Annotated in this window: 14 protein-coding genes; 2 read left to right on the forward strand and 12 right to left on the reverse strand. The window is 66.2% G+C overall.

Translation table 11 applies throughout. The annotated features are described in order from the left end of the window. Positions 1-123: 123 nt before the first annotated feature. From FHX72_RS04765 to FHX72_RS04790, 6 genes are all read right to left on the reverse strand, one after another. Positions 124-2382, reverse strand: coding sequence for a polyribonucleotide nucleotidyltransferase (locus tag FHX72_RS04765; protein WP_068480297.1), 2259 nt, complete (start codon positions 2380-2382; stop codon positions 124-126). A 239-nt stretch (positions 2383-2621) separates the two neighbouring features. Then, positions 2622-3704: a polyphosphate kinase 2 gene (ppk2, locus tag FHX72_RS04770; RefSeq protein ID WP_235812722.1), complete on the reverse strand. Its 1083-nt coding sequence runs from the start codon at positions 3702-3704 to the stop codon at positions 2622-2624. Between the two features lie 114 nt (positions 3705-3818). Continuing rightward, a complete protein-coding gene (rpsO, locus tag FHX72_RS04775) occupies positions 3819-4088 on the reverse strand; it encodes a 30S ribosomal protein S15 (RefSeq protein ID WP_068480294.1) in 270 nt (89 codons plus the stop codon). 109 nt (positions 4089-4197) lie between these two features. After that, complete coding sequence (locus FHX72_RS04780) at positions 4198-4572, reverse strand: FKBP-type peptidyl-prolyl cis-trans isomerase (RefSeq protein WP_068480291.1); 375 nt, start codon at positions 4570-4572, stop codon at positions 4198-4200. 3 nt (positions 4573-4575) lie between these two features. Beyond that, positions 4576-5820, reverse strand: coding sequence for a PrsW family intramembrane metalloprotease (locus tag FHX72_RS04785; RefSeq protein ID WP_183623318.1), 1245 nt, complete (start codon positions 5818-5820; stop codon positions 4576-4578). Beyond that, the gene (locus FHX72_RS04790; protein WP_183623320.1) at positions 5817-6995 is read right to left on the reverse strand and encodes a PrsW family intramembrane metalloprotease; all 1179 of its coding nucleotides are present in this window, start codon (positions 6993-6995) and stop codon (positions 5817-5819) included. The genes FHX72_RS04785 and FHX72_RS04790 overlap by 4 nt, the downstream gene beginning before the upstream one ends. 170 nt (positions 6996-7165) lie before the next feature. On the opposite strand from FHX72_RS04790, the gene FHX72_RS04795 reads away from it, so the two are divergent. Beyond that, the gene (locus tag FHX72_RS04795) at positions 7166-7642 is read left to right on the forward strand and encodes a hypothetical protein (protein ID WP_183623322.1); all 477 of its coding nucleotides are present in this window, start codon (positions 7166-7168) and stop codon (positions 7640-7642) included. Between the two features lie 93 nt (positions 7643-7735). On the opposite strand, the gene FHX72_RS04800 is transcribed toward FHX72_RS04795, so the two are convergent. Then, positions 7736-9232: an aspartate ammonia-lyase gene (locus FHX72_RS04800; RefSeq protein WP_068480279.1), complete on the reverse strand. Its 1497-nt coding sequence runs from the start codon at positions 9230-9232 to the stop codon at positions 7736-7738. A gap of 51 nt (positions 9233-9283) precedes the next feature. Continuing rightward, complete coding sequence (locus FHX72_RS04805; RefSeq protein ID WP_183623324.1) at positions 9284-11440, reverse strand: DEAD/DEAH box helicase; 2157 nt, start codon at positions 11438-11440, stop codon at positions 9284-9286. Positions 11441-11705: 265 nt separating this feature from the next. On the opposite strand from FHX72_RS04805, the gene FHX72_RS04810 reads away from it, so the two are divergent. After that, positions 11706-12362 carry a maleylpyruvate isomerase family mycothiol-dependent enzyme gene (locus FHX72_RS04810; protein WP_183623326.1) on the forward strand — a complete coding sequence of 219 codons (657 nt, stop codon included), beginning with the start codon at positions 11706-11708 and terminating at the stop codon, positions 12360-12362. A 127-nt stretch (positions 12363-12489) separates the two neighbouring features. Here the strand turns inward: FHX72_RS04810 and FHX72_RS04815 are convergent, their stop codons facing one another. From FHX72_RS04815 to truB, 4 genes are read right to left on the reverse strand one after another with little or no spacing between them, the layout of a single operon-like run. Further along, entirely contained in the window at positions 12490-13449 is a 960-nt protein-coding gene (locus FHX72_RS04815; protein ID WP_183623328.1) for a bifunctional riboflavin kinase/FAD synthetase, read from the reverse strand. Further along, positions 13433-13885 carry a hypothetical protein gene (locus tag FHX72_RS04820; RefSeq protein ID WP_183623330.1) on the reverse strand — a complete coding sequence of 151 codons (453 nt, stop codon included), beginning with the start codon at positions 13883-13885 and terminating at the stop codon, positions 13433-13435. The genes FHX72_RS04815 and FHX72_RS04820 overlap by 17 nt, the downstream gene beginning before the upstream one ends. Further along, positions 13882-14268, reverse strand: a complete 387-nt coding sequence (locus FHX72_RS04825) for a hypothetical protein (protein WP_183623332.1) — start codon at positions 14266-14268, stop codon at positions 13882-13884. Before FHX72_RS04825 ends, FHX72_RS04820 begins: the two co-directional genes overlap by 4 nt. Next, positions 14265-15188 (reverse strand): tRNA pseudouridine(55) synthase TruB, encoded by a 924-nt coding sequence (gene truB, locus FHX72_RS04830; protein WP_183623334.1) that lies wholly within the window; start codon positions 15186-15188, stop codon positions 14265-14267. The genes FHX72_RS04825 and truB overlap by 4 nt, the downstream gene beginning before the upstream one ends. Positions 15189-15251: the final 63 nt, after the last annotated feature.

Genomic DNA, 15251 nt, shown 5'->3' on the forward strand with positions numbered 1-15251 from the left:
GCGTGTTGGCGGCACGGGCGTCAGCGACGTGAGAACTCCCAGCGTCACGGAGACCTCCCGCACAACGCAGGCTGGCCCCGCGCGAAGAACGCACGGGGCCAGCCTGTTGGTGAAGAAGTCGAATTACTCGGCGCTTGCCTCGAGAGCGACGCCCTCTTCAGCAGCTGCTTCCTCGATCACGGGAGCGAGCGACAGCTTGCCACGGTCGTCGACCTTCGTGATCTCAACGAGGATCTTCTGGCCGACTCCGAGCACGTCTTCGACGTTCTCGACACGCTTGCCACCGGCGAGCTTGCGCACCTCGGAGATGTGCAGGAGGCCGTCCTTGCCCGGGAGCAGGGAGACGAAAGCACCGAACGACGCGATCTTGACGACCGTGCCCAGGTACTGTTCGCCGACCTCTGGGTTCGTCGGGTTGGCGATCGCGTTGACGGCCGCGCGGGCAGCCTCAGCGGACGGGCCGTCGACTGCACCGATGTACACGGTGCCGTCGTCCTCGATCGAGATGTCGGCGCCGGTGTCGTCCTGGATCTGGTTGATGACCTTGCCCTTTGGCCCGATCACCTCGCCGATCTTGTCGATCGGCACTCGGACCGAGATGATGCGCGGAGCCGTGGCGGCGAGCTCATCCGGCGTGTCGATAACCGCGTTGATCGCCTTGTCGAGGATCTGGATGCGAGCATCGCGAGCCTGGGTCAGTGCGCCATCGAGGACCGACGTCGGGATGCCGTCGAGCTTCGTGTCGAGCTGGATAGCCGTCACGAACTCAGCGGTACCTGCGACCTTGAAGTCCATGTCGCCGAGCGCGTCTTCTGCACCGAGGATGTCGGTGAGCGCCGCGTAGCGCGTCTCGCCATCGATCTCGTCGGAGACGAGGCCCATAGCGATACCTGCGACAGGTGCACGCAGGGGCACACCGGCGTTGAGGAGCGAGAGAGTGGATGCGCAGACGGAGCCCATCGACGTCGAGCCGTTGGAGCTGAGAGCCTCAGACACCTGACGGATCGCGTAGGGGAACTCCTCGCGGCTCGGGAGAACCGGAACGATTGCGCGCTCGGCGAGGAAGCCGTGCCCGATCTCGCGACGCTTCGGCGAACCGACGCGTCCGGTCTCACCCGTCGAGTACGGCGGGAAGTTGTAGTGGTGCAGGTAGCGCTTCGACGTGATCGGCGAGAGCGAGTCGATCTGCTGCTCGAGCTTGAGCATGTTCAGCGTGGTGACGCCGAGGATCTGCGTCTCGCCGCGCTGGAAGATCGCCGAGCCGTGCACGCGTGGCACGACGTCGACCTCTGCATCGAGCTGGCGGATGTCGGCGACGCCGCGTCCGTCCATGCGCTTGCCCTCACGGAGGATGCGCCCGCGGACGACGTCCTTCGTGACGGACTTGTACGCGGCCGAGACCTGACCGGCAACGGAAGCGTCGAGCTCGCCGCTCTCGATCTTGGCAGCGATCTGCTCCTTGACGGTCGCTTTGAGGGCGTCGTCGGCGTCCTGCCGCTCGATCTTGCCAGCGATCTGGTAGACGTCGACGAGTCCGTCGTGCGCGAGCGCGGTGACGGCGTCGAGCGCCTCCTGCGTGTACGGGAGGAAGACCGGGTACTCGACGACAGGCTTCGCGGCCTGGTCTGCGAGCTCCTGCTGTGCCTTCACGAGCTGCGTGAGGAACGGCTTCGCGGCCTCGAGGCCCTGCGCGACAACCGCTTCGTCCGGCTTCTGGGCGCCGGCCTGGATGAGGCCCCACGCGTGCTCGGTGGCCTCGGCCTCGACCATCATGATGGCGATGTCTTCGGTGCCGTCAGCCTTCGTCACGATACGGCCTGCGACGGTGAGGTCGAAGACCGCGTCAGCGAGCTGCTCGAACTTCGGGAATGCAACCCACTGGCCGTCGATGAGCGCGAGGCGCACACCGGCGATCGGGCCGGAGAACGGCACACCGCTGAGCTGCGAAGAGAGCGATGCTGCGTTGATCGCGAGAGCGTCGTAGAACTCGCCGGGAGCGATGGAGAGCACCGTGACGACGACCTGGACCTCGTTGCGCAGGCCCTTGACGAAGGACGGGCGCAGGGGGCGGTCGATGAGGCGGCAGACGAGGATGGCCTCGGTCGAGGGGCGACCCTCGCGACGGAAGAAGGATCCGGGGATCTTTCCGGCGGCGTAGCTGCGCTCTTCAACGTCGATCGTCAGCGGGAAGAAGTCGAAGTTTTCCTTCGGGTTCTTCGAGATGCTCGTGGCGGAGAGCAGCATGGTCTCGTCGTCGAGGTAGGCGACGGCAGAGCCCTGCGCCTGCTGGGCGAGACGCCCGGCCTCGAAGCGGATCTTGCGTTGTCCGTGCTTGCCGTTGTCGAGAACGACTTCAGAGAACTTGATTTCGGGACCTTCCAAGAGGTCTCCTCCTTTTGCGTGTGCACGCGAAGGGAAAGCGCGACCGGGTCATCCCGGGCTGATCGTCAGTAGAAGACCTCTGTCTTGTTCGCGCTTCACCGCGAAGCCACGACAGGAACCCACCACCGAGGACCAGCTACTCGCCGCCCCGCGTATCTTGAGTGATTGCGACATCGACTCTACCAGCGGAGGACGACGAGCAGCTGGAACCCGTTCGGCGTTTGCCGAACGGGTTGCTCCTACTTCTTGCGTGACGCGCGTGGGAGCTCCTTCACGAGCGGGAACTCGCCGGTCGGCTTCTCCCCCTCGTCGTAGAGCTTGCTCGGTGAGCCGACGATCTTCCTGTCAGCTTCGTGGGCGACGCTCTCGTCCTTCGACGGGTAATCGAACTGCGAGAGCACGTAACGCATGGCCTCGAGCCTGGCTCGCTTCTTGTCGTTGGACTTGACAACGGTCCACGGGGACTCCGCCGTGTCCGTGTAGAAGAACATGGCCTCTTTGGCTTCGCTGTACTCGTCCCACTTGTCCAGCGAGGCGAGGTCGGTCGGACTGAGCTTCCACTGGCGAACCGGGTCATCGCGGCGAGCAGCGAAGCGCGCGAGCTGCTCGGCCCGCCCGACGGAGAACCAGAACTTGATGATCGTGGTGCCCGAGTTGACGAGCATCCGCTCGAACTCCGGCGCCGAGCGCGTGAACTCGAGGTATTCCGTTGGAGTGCAGTAGCCCATGACTCGCTCGACGCCCGCGCGGTTGTACCAGGAGCGGTCGAGCAGCACGATCTCACCGCCGGACGGCAAGTGTTCGACGTAGCGCTGGAAGTACCACTGCGTCTGCTCCTTCTCCGTCGGCTTCTCGAGCGCCACAGTGCGTGCGCCACGGGGATTGAGGTGCTCCATGAACCGCTTGATGGCGCCGCCCTTGCCCGCCGCGTCACGTCCCTCGAAGATGATGACGACCTTCTGGCCCGTCTCCTTGACCCAGGTCTGGAGCTTCAGCAGCTCGATCTGCAACGCACGTTTCTGCTTCTCGTAGTCCTTGCGAGGGAGCTTCGTGTCGTAGGGGTAGCCGTGGCGCCAAGCTTCCCCGAGCGGATCTTCGTCTCGCAGCTCGGCGAGCTCGTCGACCTCTGGGGTCATGTCGGGGATGCCGGCGCGGTTGAGCCGGTACGCCGTCTGTGTTGCCGCGGCCGGCTTTCGAGTGCGACCCGAAGCGCCTGAGACCGACTTGCCCGCATCGACGAGAGCATCGTCGCCCTCGGTCGCGGCCTTCGCCTGGCCCTTGGTTTCGGTCTGCTGCTTCGCTGGAGTTCTAGGGGCTGCCATGCCAACAGCCTAGCGGCGGCCAAGCACCGCGAGAGGGAGTTCTCGGAGCAGTTCGTGCCGTTTCGCGCACGAAAAGAGCCCCTGCCGATGGCAGGGGCTCTTCGCAGAAAGTGCTTAGCGGCGAAGGCCGAGTCGCTCGATGAGCGAACGGTAACGCGCGATGTCGACGTCGGCGAGGTAGCCGAGCAGACGACGACGCTGACCCACAAGCAGGAGGAGACCACGACGCGAGTGGTGGTCGTGCTTGTGCTCCTTGAGGTGCTCGGTGAGCTCCTTGATTCGCGTGGTGAGGATGGCAACCTGAACTTCAGGGGAGCCAGTGTCACCCGGGTGCGTTGCGTACTCTTCGATGATGGCCTTCTTGCCCTCAGCGCTTAGTGCCATTGACAGACCCCCTTCTCTTTCGTTGCGCGGCGCTCGGCACACAGCGTGCGAGCTCTCTTCATCCGCGGCCGTTTCACGGCAACCGAAAGAGCATAGCAGGTTTCGGGGCTCAGCTCACGCCAAGCAGGTCGATGATGAAGACCAGGGTCTTGCCGGAGAGCGGGTGTCCCCCGCCTGCGGCACCGTACGCGAGGTGAGGAGGCAGGACGAGCTTGCGGCGTCCGCCTACCTGCATGCCGGGGATGCCCTCCTGCCAGCCGCGCACGAGAGCCTTCAGGGGGAAGTTGACCGACTCGCCGCGGTTCCAAGAGGAGTCGAACTCCTCGCCCGACTCGAACTCGACGCCGAGGTAGTGCACGTCGACCGTCGAGGACGGCTCCGCCACTGCCCCGTCGCCCACGATGATGTCTTCGATGACCAGCTCTGCTGGTGCTTCCCCGCCCGGGAAGTCGACTTCTGGCTTTGTGCGATCAGTATTCGTCATGTCCTACATCCAAGCGCCGGACCCTGGACGAGTCCCGGATGACGCGCCGTGCGGCTGCGCCTGAGCCTGGATCAGCTCTCCGCGAAGCTCGCCGAGGTGCCGCAGCAGGAGCCTCTCGTCGAGCAGCTTGCTCGTGCGATTCGGGTCGAGCACAACCTGGTGGCGGACGCTCGCGAGTCGCGTCGACTCCGTGATGAAGTCGCGCATCGCCTTGTCCGCACGCTTGCCGGATCTGCGTGCCCAGGCGCGGGCACTCGAGCGGCCCCTCATAGTCGAGAGCATGCGGATCTCGGCCTGCGAGTACCAGCCGACTGCCGCGTACTCTGAGAGTCGCTCGACGATGATCTTGGCGTCCTGCCTTCGCAGCAGGAAGATCGCCACAACCCAGGCGATGAAGATCGGCACCATCACGAGCGCGAAGAAGCCGATGAGCCCGAGGATGCCCGCCGACTCCTGTACAAGACTCGAGCCGACGTTCCACAGCGCGTGGAGCCCCATGGCGGGAATGAGGCCGATGGCGAAGCCGCCGAGCGCCGACCCCCAGCCTCCCCTTCGAGCCCCGATGCCCATACCGATCCCCGTGAGCGAGACGCACATAGGGTGCAGGAGCGGCAGGGCGATGCCACGGATGAAGTACTGCGCGACGAAACCGCCGACGCCCGCCTCCTGCCACATCGAGGAGAAGTACAGGATGTTCTCGGTGAAGGCGAAGCCAGCGCCGAGCAAGGCCCCGTAGACGAGGCCGTCCGTCGGGCCGTTGAAGTGCCTGCGCGCGACCGCGTAGATGACGACGAGGCCGAGGCCCTTCCAGATCTCCTCACCAACCGGCGCCTCGACGAATGGCCCCCACCAGGCGGGCAAGGCGCCTGGCAGGAGGAACTCTCGGAGGAAGCCAGTGAGGAGCGCCCCGCCGACGGCGATGCCACCGCCCCAGAACACCGCGCCGATGAGCAGGGTGCGCGGCTCTGGCTCCCAGCGGTCGATGAGCCAGACGACCATCCAGACGACGAACAGCGGAACGAGGGCCGCGAGTACGCTGCCGAGCAACACGACGTCGCTGCTACCGAGGTAGGCGAGGAAAAGCACAACGGCGATGATGAGGGCCGCGAGGCACATGACCACGATGGTGGTGATGCGCATCGCGAGCTCGCCACGCGTCGGCGGCTGCGGAATGACGAACTGAGGGTCGATCTGGCGCTGCGCGCCGGGCGAGCCCCACTGCTGCTGGGGGTGTTGCGGGGTGCTCAAGAGGCCGCCTTTGCGCCGGCCACGCCGAAGGCCGCGAGCTGCGAGCGGTGCTCCTTGACTCGGTCGAGCATCCGCTTCTCCACGACCCGACGGTTCGGGTCTCGCTTGTTGACCCTGGCGTGCTCGCGCGCGAAGGCGAGGCGGGACGCGTCCTGGACGAACCCTCGCATGGCGCGATCGGCCTCAGGGCTCACCGACTTCGCCCACGCGAAGGCCTGCTCGCGCGCGCTCCAGTCGCCGATCATGGCGACCTCGGAGGTGGTGAACCACCCAGCATCCGCGTACTCCCCGAGGCGGTCGACGATGATCAGCCGATCGCGATCGTGGAGCTTGACGAGGAACCATGCGAGCAGCAGGAAGATCGGCAGCTGCACGACGAGGTAGAAAATGAGCCAGCCGAACTGGTTGCTCGGGTCGACGCCGAGCAGGGGCAGGATGAGGAGGCTTCCGCCGTTCCAGAAGGCGTGCGCAAGGATAGCGATGACGAGCCCGCCGAGCCCCATCACGATGGGCCGGAGCCAGCCGCCTCTACGCGCTCCCCAACCGATGGCCATTCCGGTGATTCCGGTGAAGAGCGCGTGGGCGAACGGCGAGAGGATGCCGCGCACGATGAACGTGGAGGCGAAGCCCGCTGCCGACTCAGCGGCCTGCGAGAAGTAGATGATGTTCTCCGTGAAGGCGAACCCCGCGCCGATGACGGCCGCGTAGCTGAAGCCGTCGAGCGGGCTGTCGAAGTGTCGCCTCGCGAAGATGAGGATGAGGAAGAGGCCGACCGCCTTGATGGACTCCTCGGAGATCGGCGCCTGGATCAGCACGGAGAACTTGCTGACGTCTCCCTCTGTCGAGAGGTAGGAGCGCGCCACGTCGAGCATCATGCCGCCCGTCACGAGAGTGCCGACCACCGAGGCGCCCGCGCCCCAGAACAGCCCGAAGGCGAGCACGATCCGCGGCTCTGGCTCCCAGCGGTCGAGCCACCACACGGCCGCGAGCACCAGCCCAAGAGGGACAAGCGCGGGAATCGCCATCGTGAGAGCCGCGAAGCGGAGCTCGCTGAACAGCCAGGCGACCACGCCGACCGAGAGCAGGACGGCGAAGCCGAGCAGGAGAAGCCACGTGAGCCTGCCCCGCGTCAGCCTTCGACGCCTCTTCGGCGCGACTGACGTGGCACTGCTCATGGATGTTCCTCCGTGCGTTGGGGGTTGTGGTGTCCGGATCAGGAGCTACCGGCCGAGGGCGCGCGCGGGTCACCCCGCCTCGTCGGCACGCTGCGGTCAGCATAGCCAAGCGAACGCGCGTGAGGCGAACGACCAGTCGCCCGTGCCAAGCGCACGGTAGATTGGGGGGCATGATGCGTCTCGGATTCCTTCTCGGTGCCACTGTCGGCTTTATTGCTGGAATCAGCACGAGTCGAGTGCATGCGGAAGAGGTCGCGAAGGACATAGGTGGTAAGTCGAAGGCCTTCGCCGAGCGGATGACCGTCTCTGCCGAAGACCTGCGTCGACGAAGCGACATCCAGCTCGAGGACATGCGACGTCGCGTCGACGAGCAGCTTGATGACATGCGCAAGCGTGTTGACGACGGCTTCGACGACGTCAAGCGGCGCGTCGAGGAAGAGGTCGAGAAGAGCATCGAGTCCCAGGTGCAGACGCTCGTTCGAGCCGGGCAGGCGCGTGAGGACGTGCTCGAGACCTTCGAGGACGACGACGCGGACGCCATGGTCTCCCCCAACGAGACCGCCGCGCCACGCCACGCAGCTCAGCTCGACGGCGAGACGCTGGACGACGGCCAGGCTTCGGAGCCAGGCGACAAGCACTCCAGCTAGCTCGCTTCAGCTCACAGACGGGATCGGCCCGGTTGGTGCACTTGCACCAACCGGGCCGATCTGCTGTGGAGTCGCTCGCGGCTCCTGCCGACGCTACGAGAAGTCGCGCAGGTCTGCCCTGTCGAGGCTGTCCTCGAGCGCCATGGCCTGGGCCTGCGTGATGATCGGGATCGCGCTCGTGACCGCCTGGATACCGGAGAGCCTCTCGGGAGAGAGGATGCTCGTGACCTCTTCGCGGCTGAGCAGCCCGCGCTCGACGACGAGGTCCGCGATCGTGGCCTTAGTGGTGAGCGCCTCCTTGGCGAGCTTCGATGCCTCGGAGTAGCCGATGTACGGCGTGAGCGCCGTGACGACGCCGACTGAGCTCGAAACGCGGGATGCGAGGAGCTCCTCGTTGGCCGTGATGCCATCGATGCAGTTCACGCGCAGCGTGCGCGCGGCGCGGCGCAGCCAGGCGGAGTTCTGCATGAGCGTGTGCAGCATGACGGGCTCGAACGCGTTGAGCTGCAGCTGACCCGCCTCGGATGCCATCGCGACAGTGACGTCGGCTCCCGCGATGACAAACGCCACCTGGTTCACTGCTTCGGGGATGACGGGGTTGACCTTGCCTGGCATGATCGAGGACCCCGCCTGACGGGCAGGCAGGTTGATCTCGCCGAGACCCGCCTGCGGGCCGGACGAGAGCAGACGAAGGTCGTTGCAGATCTTCGAGAGCTTCATCGCCGTGCGCTTGATGACGCTGGAGAGGGACATGAACACGCCTGTGTCGCTTGTCGCCTCGATGAGGTCGTGCGCCGTCTGCAGGTCGTTGTAGCCCGTGATCTTGCGGAGCTGACGCATGACGGCTGAGGCGTAGCTCGCCTCAGCGGTGATGCCTGTGCCGATCGCCGTCGCACCGAGGTTGAGCTCGAGCAGCAGCGGGAGGACGTCCCGTAACCGCTGGATGTCCTCGCCGATCGTCGTGGAGAAGCCGCTGAACTCCTGCCCGAGCGTCATCGGCACTGCGTCCTGCAGCTGCGTGCGACCGATCTTCAGGATGTGCTTGAACTCGCTCCCCTTCACACGGAAGGAGTTCTGCAGCAGCGTGAACTCGTCGATGAGTCGTTCCGTGGCGTGCACAAGCGCGACTTTCACGGCGCTCGGGTACGTGTCGTTCGTCGACTGTGAGCGGTTGACGTGGTCGTTCGGGGAAAGGAACTCGTAGTCCCCGAACTCTCGCCCGGCGAGCTCGAGCGCCCGGTTGGCGATGACCTCGTTGACGTTCATGTTGGTGCTCGTGCCGGCACCACCCTGGATGACGCCGACAACAAACTCCTCGTGGAGCTTGCCATCGATGATGTCCTGGCAGGCGCGATCGATGAGCCAGGAGCGCTCCTGGTCGAGCACCCCGATCTCAAGGTTCGCGCGAGCTGCCGCCTGCTTGACCTGTGCGTACGCGACGATGAAGTCCGGGTACACGCTGATCTGGCGTCGGCTGATCGAGAAGTTCTCGAGTGCACGCGCGGTGTTCACGCCCCAGTAGGCACCTGCGGGGATCCGCATCTCGCCGAGCGAGTCGCGTTCGACACGGAATTCCTGCGTTTCTGACATGACCTGATGGTCCTCCAACTTCGTCGTCTGAGTTCCCGCGCTGACCTCAGCCTACTGCCGGCGCACACCCCGGATCGCCGCTTCAAGGAGACTCGCCAGGGCATCCACCTGGATGCTGTCAGCGGACTGCTCGCCCGTGTCGATTCCTTCGAGAGCCCGCAGCGCGAGCCCCTGCTTGTCATCGATGAGCTCGGCGATGCGCGCGTCGATCGTCTGCGCGGCGACGATGCGCCACGCCGTGACAGGCTCCACCTGCCCGATGCGGTGCACTCGGTCGATAGCTTGCGTCTGCTCCGCCGCAGTCCAGCTGAGCTCAGCGAGTACGACGTCTGATGCCGCCTGCAGGTTCAGGCCAACACCCGCCGCGAGGAGCGAGCAGACGACAACCTGCACACTCGGGTCGTTTTGGAACGCGTCGATGGCGGCCTGGCGTGCGGCCGGCGTCTGGTCGCCCCGGATGGAGACCGAGGAGATCTCGTTCTCAGCGAAGGTTCGCTCCGCCGCGTCCATGACCTCGATGTGCTTGGCGAAGAACACGACCTTGCCGGCCGAGCGTGCGATCTGCCCGGCGTATTCCGCCGCAAGGCGCGCCTTCGCCGCGCCGATCGTGCGCAGCATCGTGAAGATGCTTGCCCCCGTCGACGAAGCCTTCGACTCTTCGACTTCCTGTCGTGCGATCATCCTGACCCGCTCGAGGTCGACGATGCCTGGCTCGAGGCCCGCGGCAGAAGCCATGCGCCGGTAACGTTCGAGCAGACGCGAGACGAGCGCCGCTTCGGCTGCGCGGATGCTCCTGCCCTCGTCGGAGTCGAGCTCGACGGGCATGTCGACAACTCGCTTGGCTGGCAGGTCGGCGGCGACATCGATCTTGCGCCTGCGGACGATTCCGAGATCGATGACGGCCTGCCGAGCAGCTGCGAGGAACCCTGGGTCGCTCGGCACGAGCCCCGTCTCATCGAGGCGGTCGAGCAGCAGCTGCGATGGCCGGTCACCCTCGAGCCAGCCGAGGAACTGCCAGATCGCCTTGAAGTCATCGACGTCGTTGATGAGCGGCGTTCCGGTCAGCGCCATGAGCAGCGGGTCGGCGCCGGGAACCCGAGCGCGGATGCTGTTCGCGAGCTGCATGACGAGCCGCGACCGCTGCGACTGCAGGTTTTTGATGAAGTGAGCCTCGTCGAGGACCATGCCCTCGAAGCCGAGCGACGTGAGCCAGCCGAGGTGGCGGTCGAGGATCTCGTAGTTCACGATGAAGACGTCGGCGAAGGCGTCGATACCCTGCCCGTCACCGGAGATGACTGTGACGCGGCGGTTCGGTGTCCAGCGCTGGACCTCACGGGCCCAGTTCGTCTTCACGACGTTCGGGACGACGCAGAGCAGCGGGTACGCGTCGGCAACCGAGGCGGCGAGCAGCGCCTGCGCGGTCTTACCGAGCCCGGGCTCGTCGGCCAGCAGATAAGTCCTGTGTCCATCCGCGACGCTCGCGAGGAGCCTCGCCTGGTGGTCCATGAGTTCTTGTCCTGGCGGGGAGATTCGGTCCCAGCGAGGCGCCGGGGGCAGCTCCATCGAGGCGGCGTTGCCGCCCGCGCCGGTCTCGAACGCGCGAAGGAGTGGCCCGAGCAGCTCCCAGTTCGAGAGCCGCGAGTAGTGGGGAGTCGTGGTGTTGACGTTCGTAAGCACTGGCGCGAGGAACGGGTTCGAGCGCGTGCGCGCTTTCACCGATCCCGGCAGCACCTGCCGCTGGGCGATCTCAGGCGGGAGCTTCTCTGCCTGAGCCTCTGGCTCGGGCTGGTCATCGACGACCATCTCGATTCCACCGGCGAAGAGCATCTGCTTGCGCAGTGCCTTGGCGGCCTCGCTGACCGGCGCCCCCGGCTCGAGCAGACTGATGAGCGAGGTGTCGCGAGCCGCGGTCTTGGCGAGAATCGAGGCGAGACCATCGAGTCGCTTGAGCGCCTCGGCCCTGTCGTGCTCACTGAGTTCCGTCGATTCCTTGGTCTTCGCGCGTTCCTCACGCATGAGGAGCGCGATCACCTGGAACTTCGTGCGGTTCGACGGCGAGACCTTGCCTCGCTGCGCCGAGGCCTCGACCTCTCTCGCCGCTTTCGCGAGCTGAGGGATGACACCGGTGTTGTCGACCGGTTTGCGGTGGCGTGGCGCCGTGTGAACGCCGGCGCGACCGCCAGCTTGGGCGCGTGTCCTACGAGACATGCCCCTCCTTATGCAACGTGGCAGGGATCGGGAAGTTGAGCCGGGCGGAGGTCGCAGCTTCGGCGCCGAACGCGGCGACCGGCAGTGAGGCGGGCGTCGGCCCACTCGAGTGACGAGCTCCCGGATGTCATGCAGGCCTCGAGGAGAGTTCAGATTCCCTCAGACACCAGCGCTCACAGTGTACGCCAGGCGACCCGAAGGTTTCGACTCGGGAACGACGTGTCGTTGACCGGCACATGCGCCGCGCGGGTGCGATAATCGTCGAGTGCCACAACGCCCCTTCCCAGATCCCGACCGGCCGTACTTCACGCCGTCGAAGCGGGTCGCAGGCGACTGGAGCGCTCACATCGCCACGACCCTCGACCGCACCGCCACGCTCCTCGCGGGCTTGACCCCGGAGCAATGGGAGACGCCGAGCAAGTGTGAGGGCTGGAGCGTTCGTGACGTTGCGGGGCACCTCGCCTGGCGCCTCGGCTCCCCCACTTCATCGCTTGTCCGCGAGGCGTCTCGAGGGGTGCTCCGCAAGGGGCTGCGCGTCGACTCCTACCTCGACGAGGTCGCGAAGCGCGAGGGCGCTGCGCCTACGGACGAGCTCGTCGATCGCATCCGCAAGATCGCCGCGGCCAAGGTGGTCTCGCCCACCCGCGCTGGTATTTCCGAGCTTACGGAAGCAGTGGTCCACACCTACGACATGACGGAGGCACTCGGCCTTCGCATCCGGCTGAGCCCTCGCTCCACGAGCGCTGTCGCGATCGTGCGTACGCGCGTTCCGCTGAGCTCCGCTGCCTCGCTCGCGAAGCGAAACCGTCTCCGTGCGACGGATGCGCGCTGGCAGATCGGCGACTCCGGCCCCATTCTCGAGGGCACAGCCGCACGTATCGTGCTCAGGCTCTTCGGGCGCAGCCTCGAACTCGACGGCTAGTCCCCGACGCGCGCGGCCGCGCCTCGTCGGTTCACACGCGTGACGCTCGGTCATGCGAGTGACGCAGGGGCGTGCGAGTGTGGCTCGGTCGAGCAGGCGCGAGTGCAGCTCGGTCGAGAAGACAGCGTCAAACGACGTAGCTGCCGCCCAGCGTTTCCGCTGCCTCGTCGACGTCGAGCGCCATACGTTCCTTGAGAGCCGCGATGCTGTCGAACTTCTCCATGCCGCGGATGCGCTCCACGAACTCGACCTCGGCGACGAGGCCGTAGAGGTCGACCGTCTCGCCGATGAGGTGCGCCTCGACCTGCTTGCGCGGCACACCGTCGAAAGTCGGGTTGTTTCCGATGGAGATCGCCGCAGGAGCGCTCGTCTCGCCACCCCGGAACCAGCCGGCGTAGACGCCGTCGGCAGGGATAAGCCCCTCGAGCTCCGGAGAGAGGTTCGCCGTCGGGAAGCCGAGCTCGCGCCCTCGCTTCGCGCCATGGACCACCTCGCCCGTCACGCTGTGGTTGTGCCCGAGAACCTCGGCGGCGGCTCGAACGTCGCCAGCCGCCAGCAGCTCACGAACCCACGTCGACGAGGCACGGCGCTCGGCGTGCGAGCGCTCGTCCTCCGCCATCTCATCGTCGGCGATGACGATCTCGAACCCGTAAGGTGCCGCCAGCTCGCGTAGGAGAACAACGTCGCCCTCACCCTTGGCCCCGAACCGGAAGTCCTGGCCGACGACGATGAGCTTCATCTGGAGCGCGCCGACGAGGAGGTCGCGCACGAAGGATTCGGCGCTCATGCTCGCGAGCTGGTCGTCGAACGGCAGGACGATCGTCGATCTGAGTCCTGTCTTGCCGAGCAGATCGATCTTCTGCGCGAGCGACGTGATCGGCTCAGGCTCGATGCCTGGCGTGATGAGCGAGAGCGGGTGCCGGTCGAAGGTAACCGCGACCGGCTCGAGGCCGCGAGAGGAGGCCTCGTCAACGAGGCGAGAGAGCAGCCAGCGATGGCCGCGGTGCACGCCGTCGAACTTGCCGACGGTGACGGCACTTGGCGCCAGCTCCGCTGGTAGCTCTGCCAGGTCAGTGAACAGCCGCACGTTCCCTCTTTCGTCTCGATCTTCCCGTCTCCAGCCACGCGATGCCGAGGATCGGGAGCACAAGAGGAATATACGCGTAGCCCACCCCGAAGTCCGACCACACGGTGTCCGAGGGGAAGAGTTCCGGGTGGAACTCGGTCAGCGAACCGACAACAAGGACGCCGACGAGTTCGAACACGATCGTGAACCAGGCGATCCGGTTCCAGATCCTCCCCCGCCGAACAAGCGCAACCGTCGCGAGCAGGTACACGAATGCCGCAGCTGCGGAGAGCGAGTACGCGAGGGGCGCTTCACCGAACTTGGAGAGCAGCTGGTACGAGCTGCGCCCGATCGACGCCAGCGCCAGGACGGCGTAGACGACGACGAGCGCTCGCCCCGCACCGCGCGCTCCCTGGTAGCCGCCTTCGACAGCCGGGCTCTGCCCAGCGCCGCTCAAGCCGGAACTCCGATGAACGAGCTGGCGCCTATCCAGATCTGGTGCATCCGGAAGACCATGACGCCGATCGTGAGTGACGCGACTCCGAGGATGATCGTGGACCACTTCGTCCGCTCGACCAGGCCCCAGAAGACGGCGGCAGGCGGGATGATGATGGCCACGACCCAGTACATCCAGAACTCGAGGGCATCCCCGACGGGCTCGTTGCCCGTCGCGGGTGCGATCAGCGCCATCACGAACTGTACGACAAGCAACAGCTCGACGAGTGCGACGGCACCCACAGTGACGTCACCGGGCTTTCGGCCGGTGGCCCCGACGATGATGCAGAAGACACCAGCTGCGGCGCTCACGAGGCAGAGCACCCACGTGAACCAGTCGATCACGTGTTGGCCCCCGTCGGCATGTTGAACTCGGACTTCACGACGCCGCCGGCAGCCCTTGCGATGCCGATGAGGTCGCCTTCCGGGTCGATGGCGGCGAGCAGGCCGTCGTCGACCGGTTCGCTGAGACGGAGCTTCTTCCCGTTGCGGATATCCGCGGCTTGCTGAGCCGTCGCCTCGAACGCGCGGAACCGACGCAGCGCAGCCTGAGACGGAGTCGTGAGGCGCTTCTCGAGCTCGTCGGCGTCGGGCGCAACTGCGTCAGCGATGCTGAAGTCGCCGACGCGGGTGCGCCTGAGGGCCGTCAGGTGCGCGCCCGTGCCGAGCGCTGCGCCGAGGTCTCTTGCCAGCGCCCTGATGTAGGTGCCGGACGAGCACGAAACGCGGATCTCGAGGTCGACCACGGGCTCACCACCGGCGAGCGCATCGTGCGAGGCGAGCAGCTCGAGCTCGGCGATCGTCACGGCGCGGGCTGCGAGCTGCACGTCCTCGCCGTCGCGGACGCGCTTGTAGGCACGCACTCCATCCACCTTGATGGCGCTCACTGAGGATGGGATCTGCTTGATCGGTCCGCGCAGCGCGGCCATGGCCGCCTCAATGCGCTCAGGGGTCACCTCGGCGACGGACCCTGCCGGTGCTGTCGCCGTGACCTCACCCTCGGCGTCCTCAGTGTTCGTCGATACGCCAAGGCGAACCGTGGCGTAGTACTCCTTGTCGTCGCCGACGAAGTAGGTGAGCAGCCTGGTGGCTCCGCCGACACCGAGGATCATGAGCCCGGATGCCATCGGGTCGAGCGTGCCGGCGTGGCCGACCTTCCGCGTGCCGAGGGCCCGCCTGGTCATCGCGACGAGCGTGTGGCTCGTCGGGCCCTGCGGCTTGTCGAGGAGCAGGACACCGTTTGGGCCAGGAGATGCAGTCGTCATGTCCCCAATATCTTACGGTGCCCGTAGGCTCGTTCCCGGCCGTCTGGCGGAGTGCTGACTCCG

This window comes from Pseudoclavibacter helvolus (genome assembly GCF_014191305.1).
Classification (GTDB): domain Bacteria; phylum Actinomycetota; class Actinomycetes; order Actinomycetales; family Microbacteriaceae; genus Pseudoclavibacter; species Pseudoclavibacter helvolus.

What these genes read in the sequence shown, in the direction of transcription:
- FHX72_RS04805 (WP_183623324.1), bottom strand. Translation starts at nt 11,440, where the DNA reads ATGTCTCGTAGGACACGCGCCCAAGCTGGCGGTCGCGCCGGCGTTCAC.
- FHX72_RS04780 (WP_068480291.1), bottom strand. Translation starts at nt 4,572, where the DNA reads ATGACGAATACTGATCGCACAAAGCCAGAAGTCGACTTCCCGGGCGGG.
- FHX72_RS04800 (WP_068480279.1), bottom strand. Translation starts at nt 9,232, where the DNA reads ATGTCAGAAACGCAGGAATTCCGTGTCGAACGCGACTCGCTCGGCGAG.
- FHX72_RS04790 (WP_183623320.1), bottom strand. Translation starts at nt 6,995, where the DNA reads ATGAGCAGTGCCACGTCAGTCGCGCCGAAGAGGCGTCGAAGGCTGACG.
- ppk2 (WP_235812722.1), bottom strand. Translation starts at nt 3,704, where the DNA reads ATGGCAGCCCCTAGAACTCCAGCGAAGCAGCAGACCGAAACCAAGGGC.
- FHX72_RS04795 (WP_183623322.1), top strand. Translation starts at nt 7,166, where the DNA reads ATGATGCGTCTCGGATTCCTTCTCGGTGCCACTGTCGGCTTTATTGCT.
- truB (WP_183623334.1), bottom strand. Translation starts at nt 15,188, where the DNA reads ATGACGACTGCATCTCCTGGCCCAAACGGTGTCCTGCTCCTCGACAAG.
- rpsO (WP_068480294.1), bottom strand. Translation starts at nt 4,088, where the DNA reads ATGGCACTAAGCGCTGAGGGCAAGAAGGCCATCATCGAAGAGTACGCA.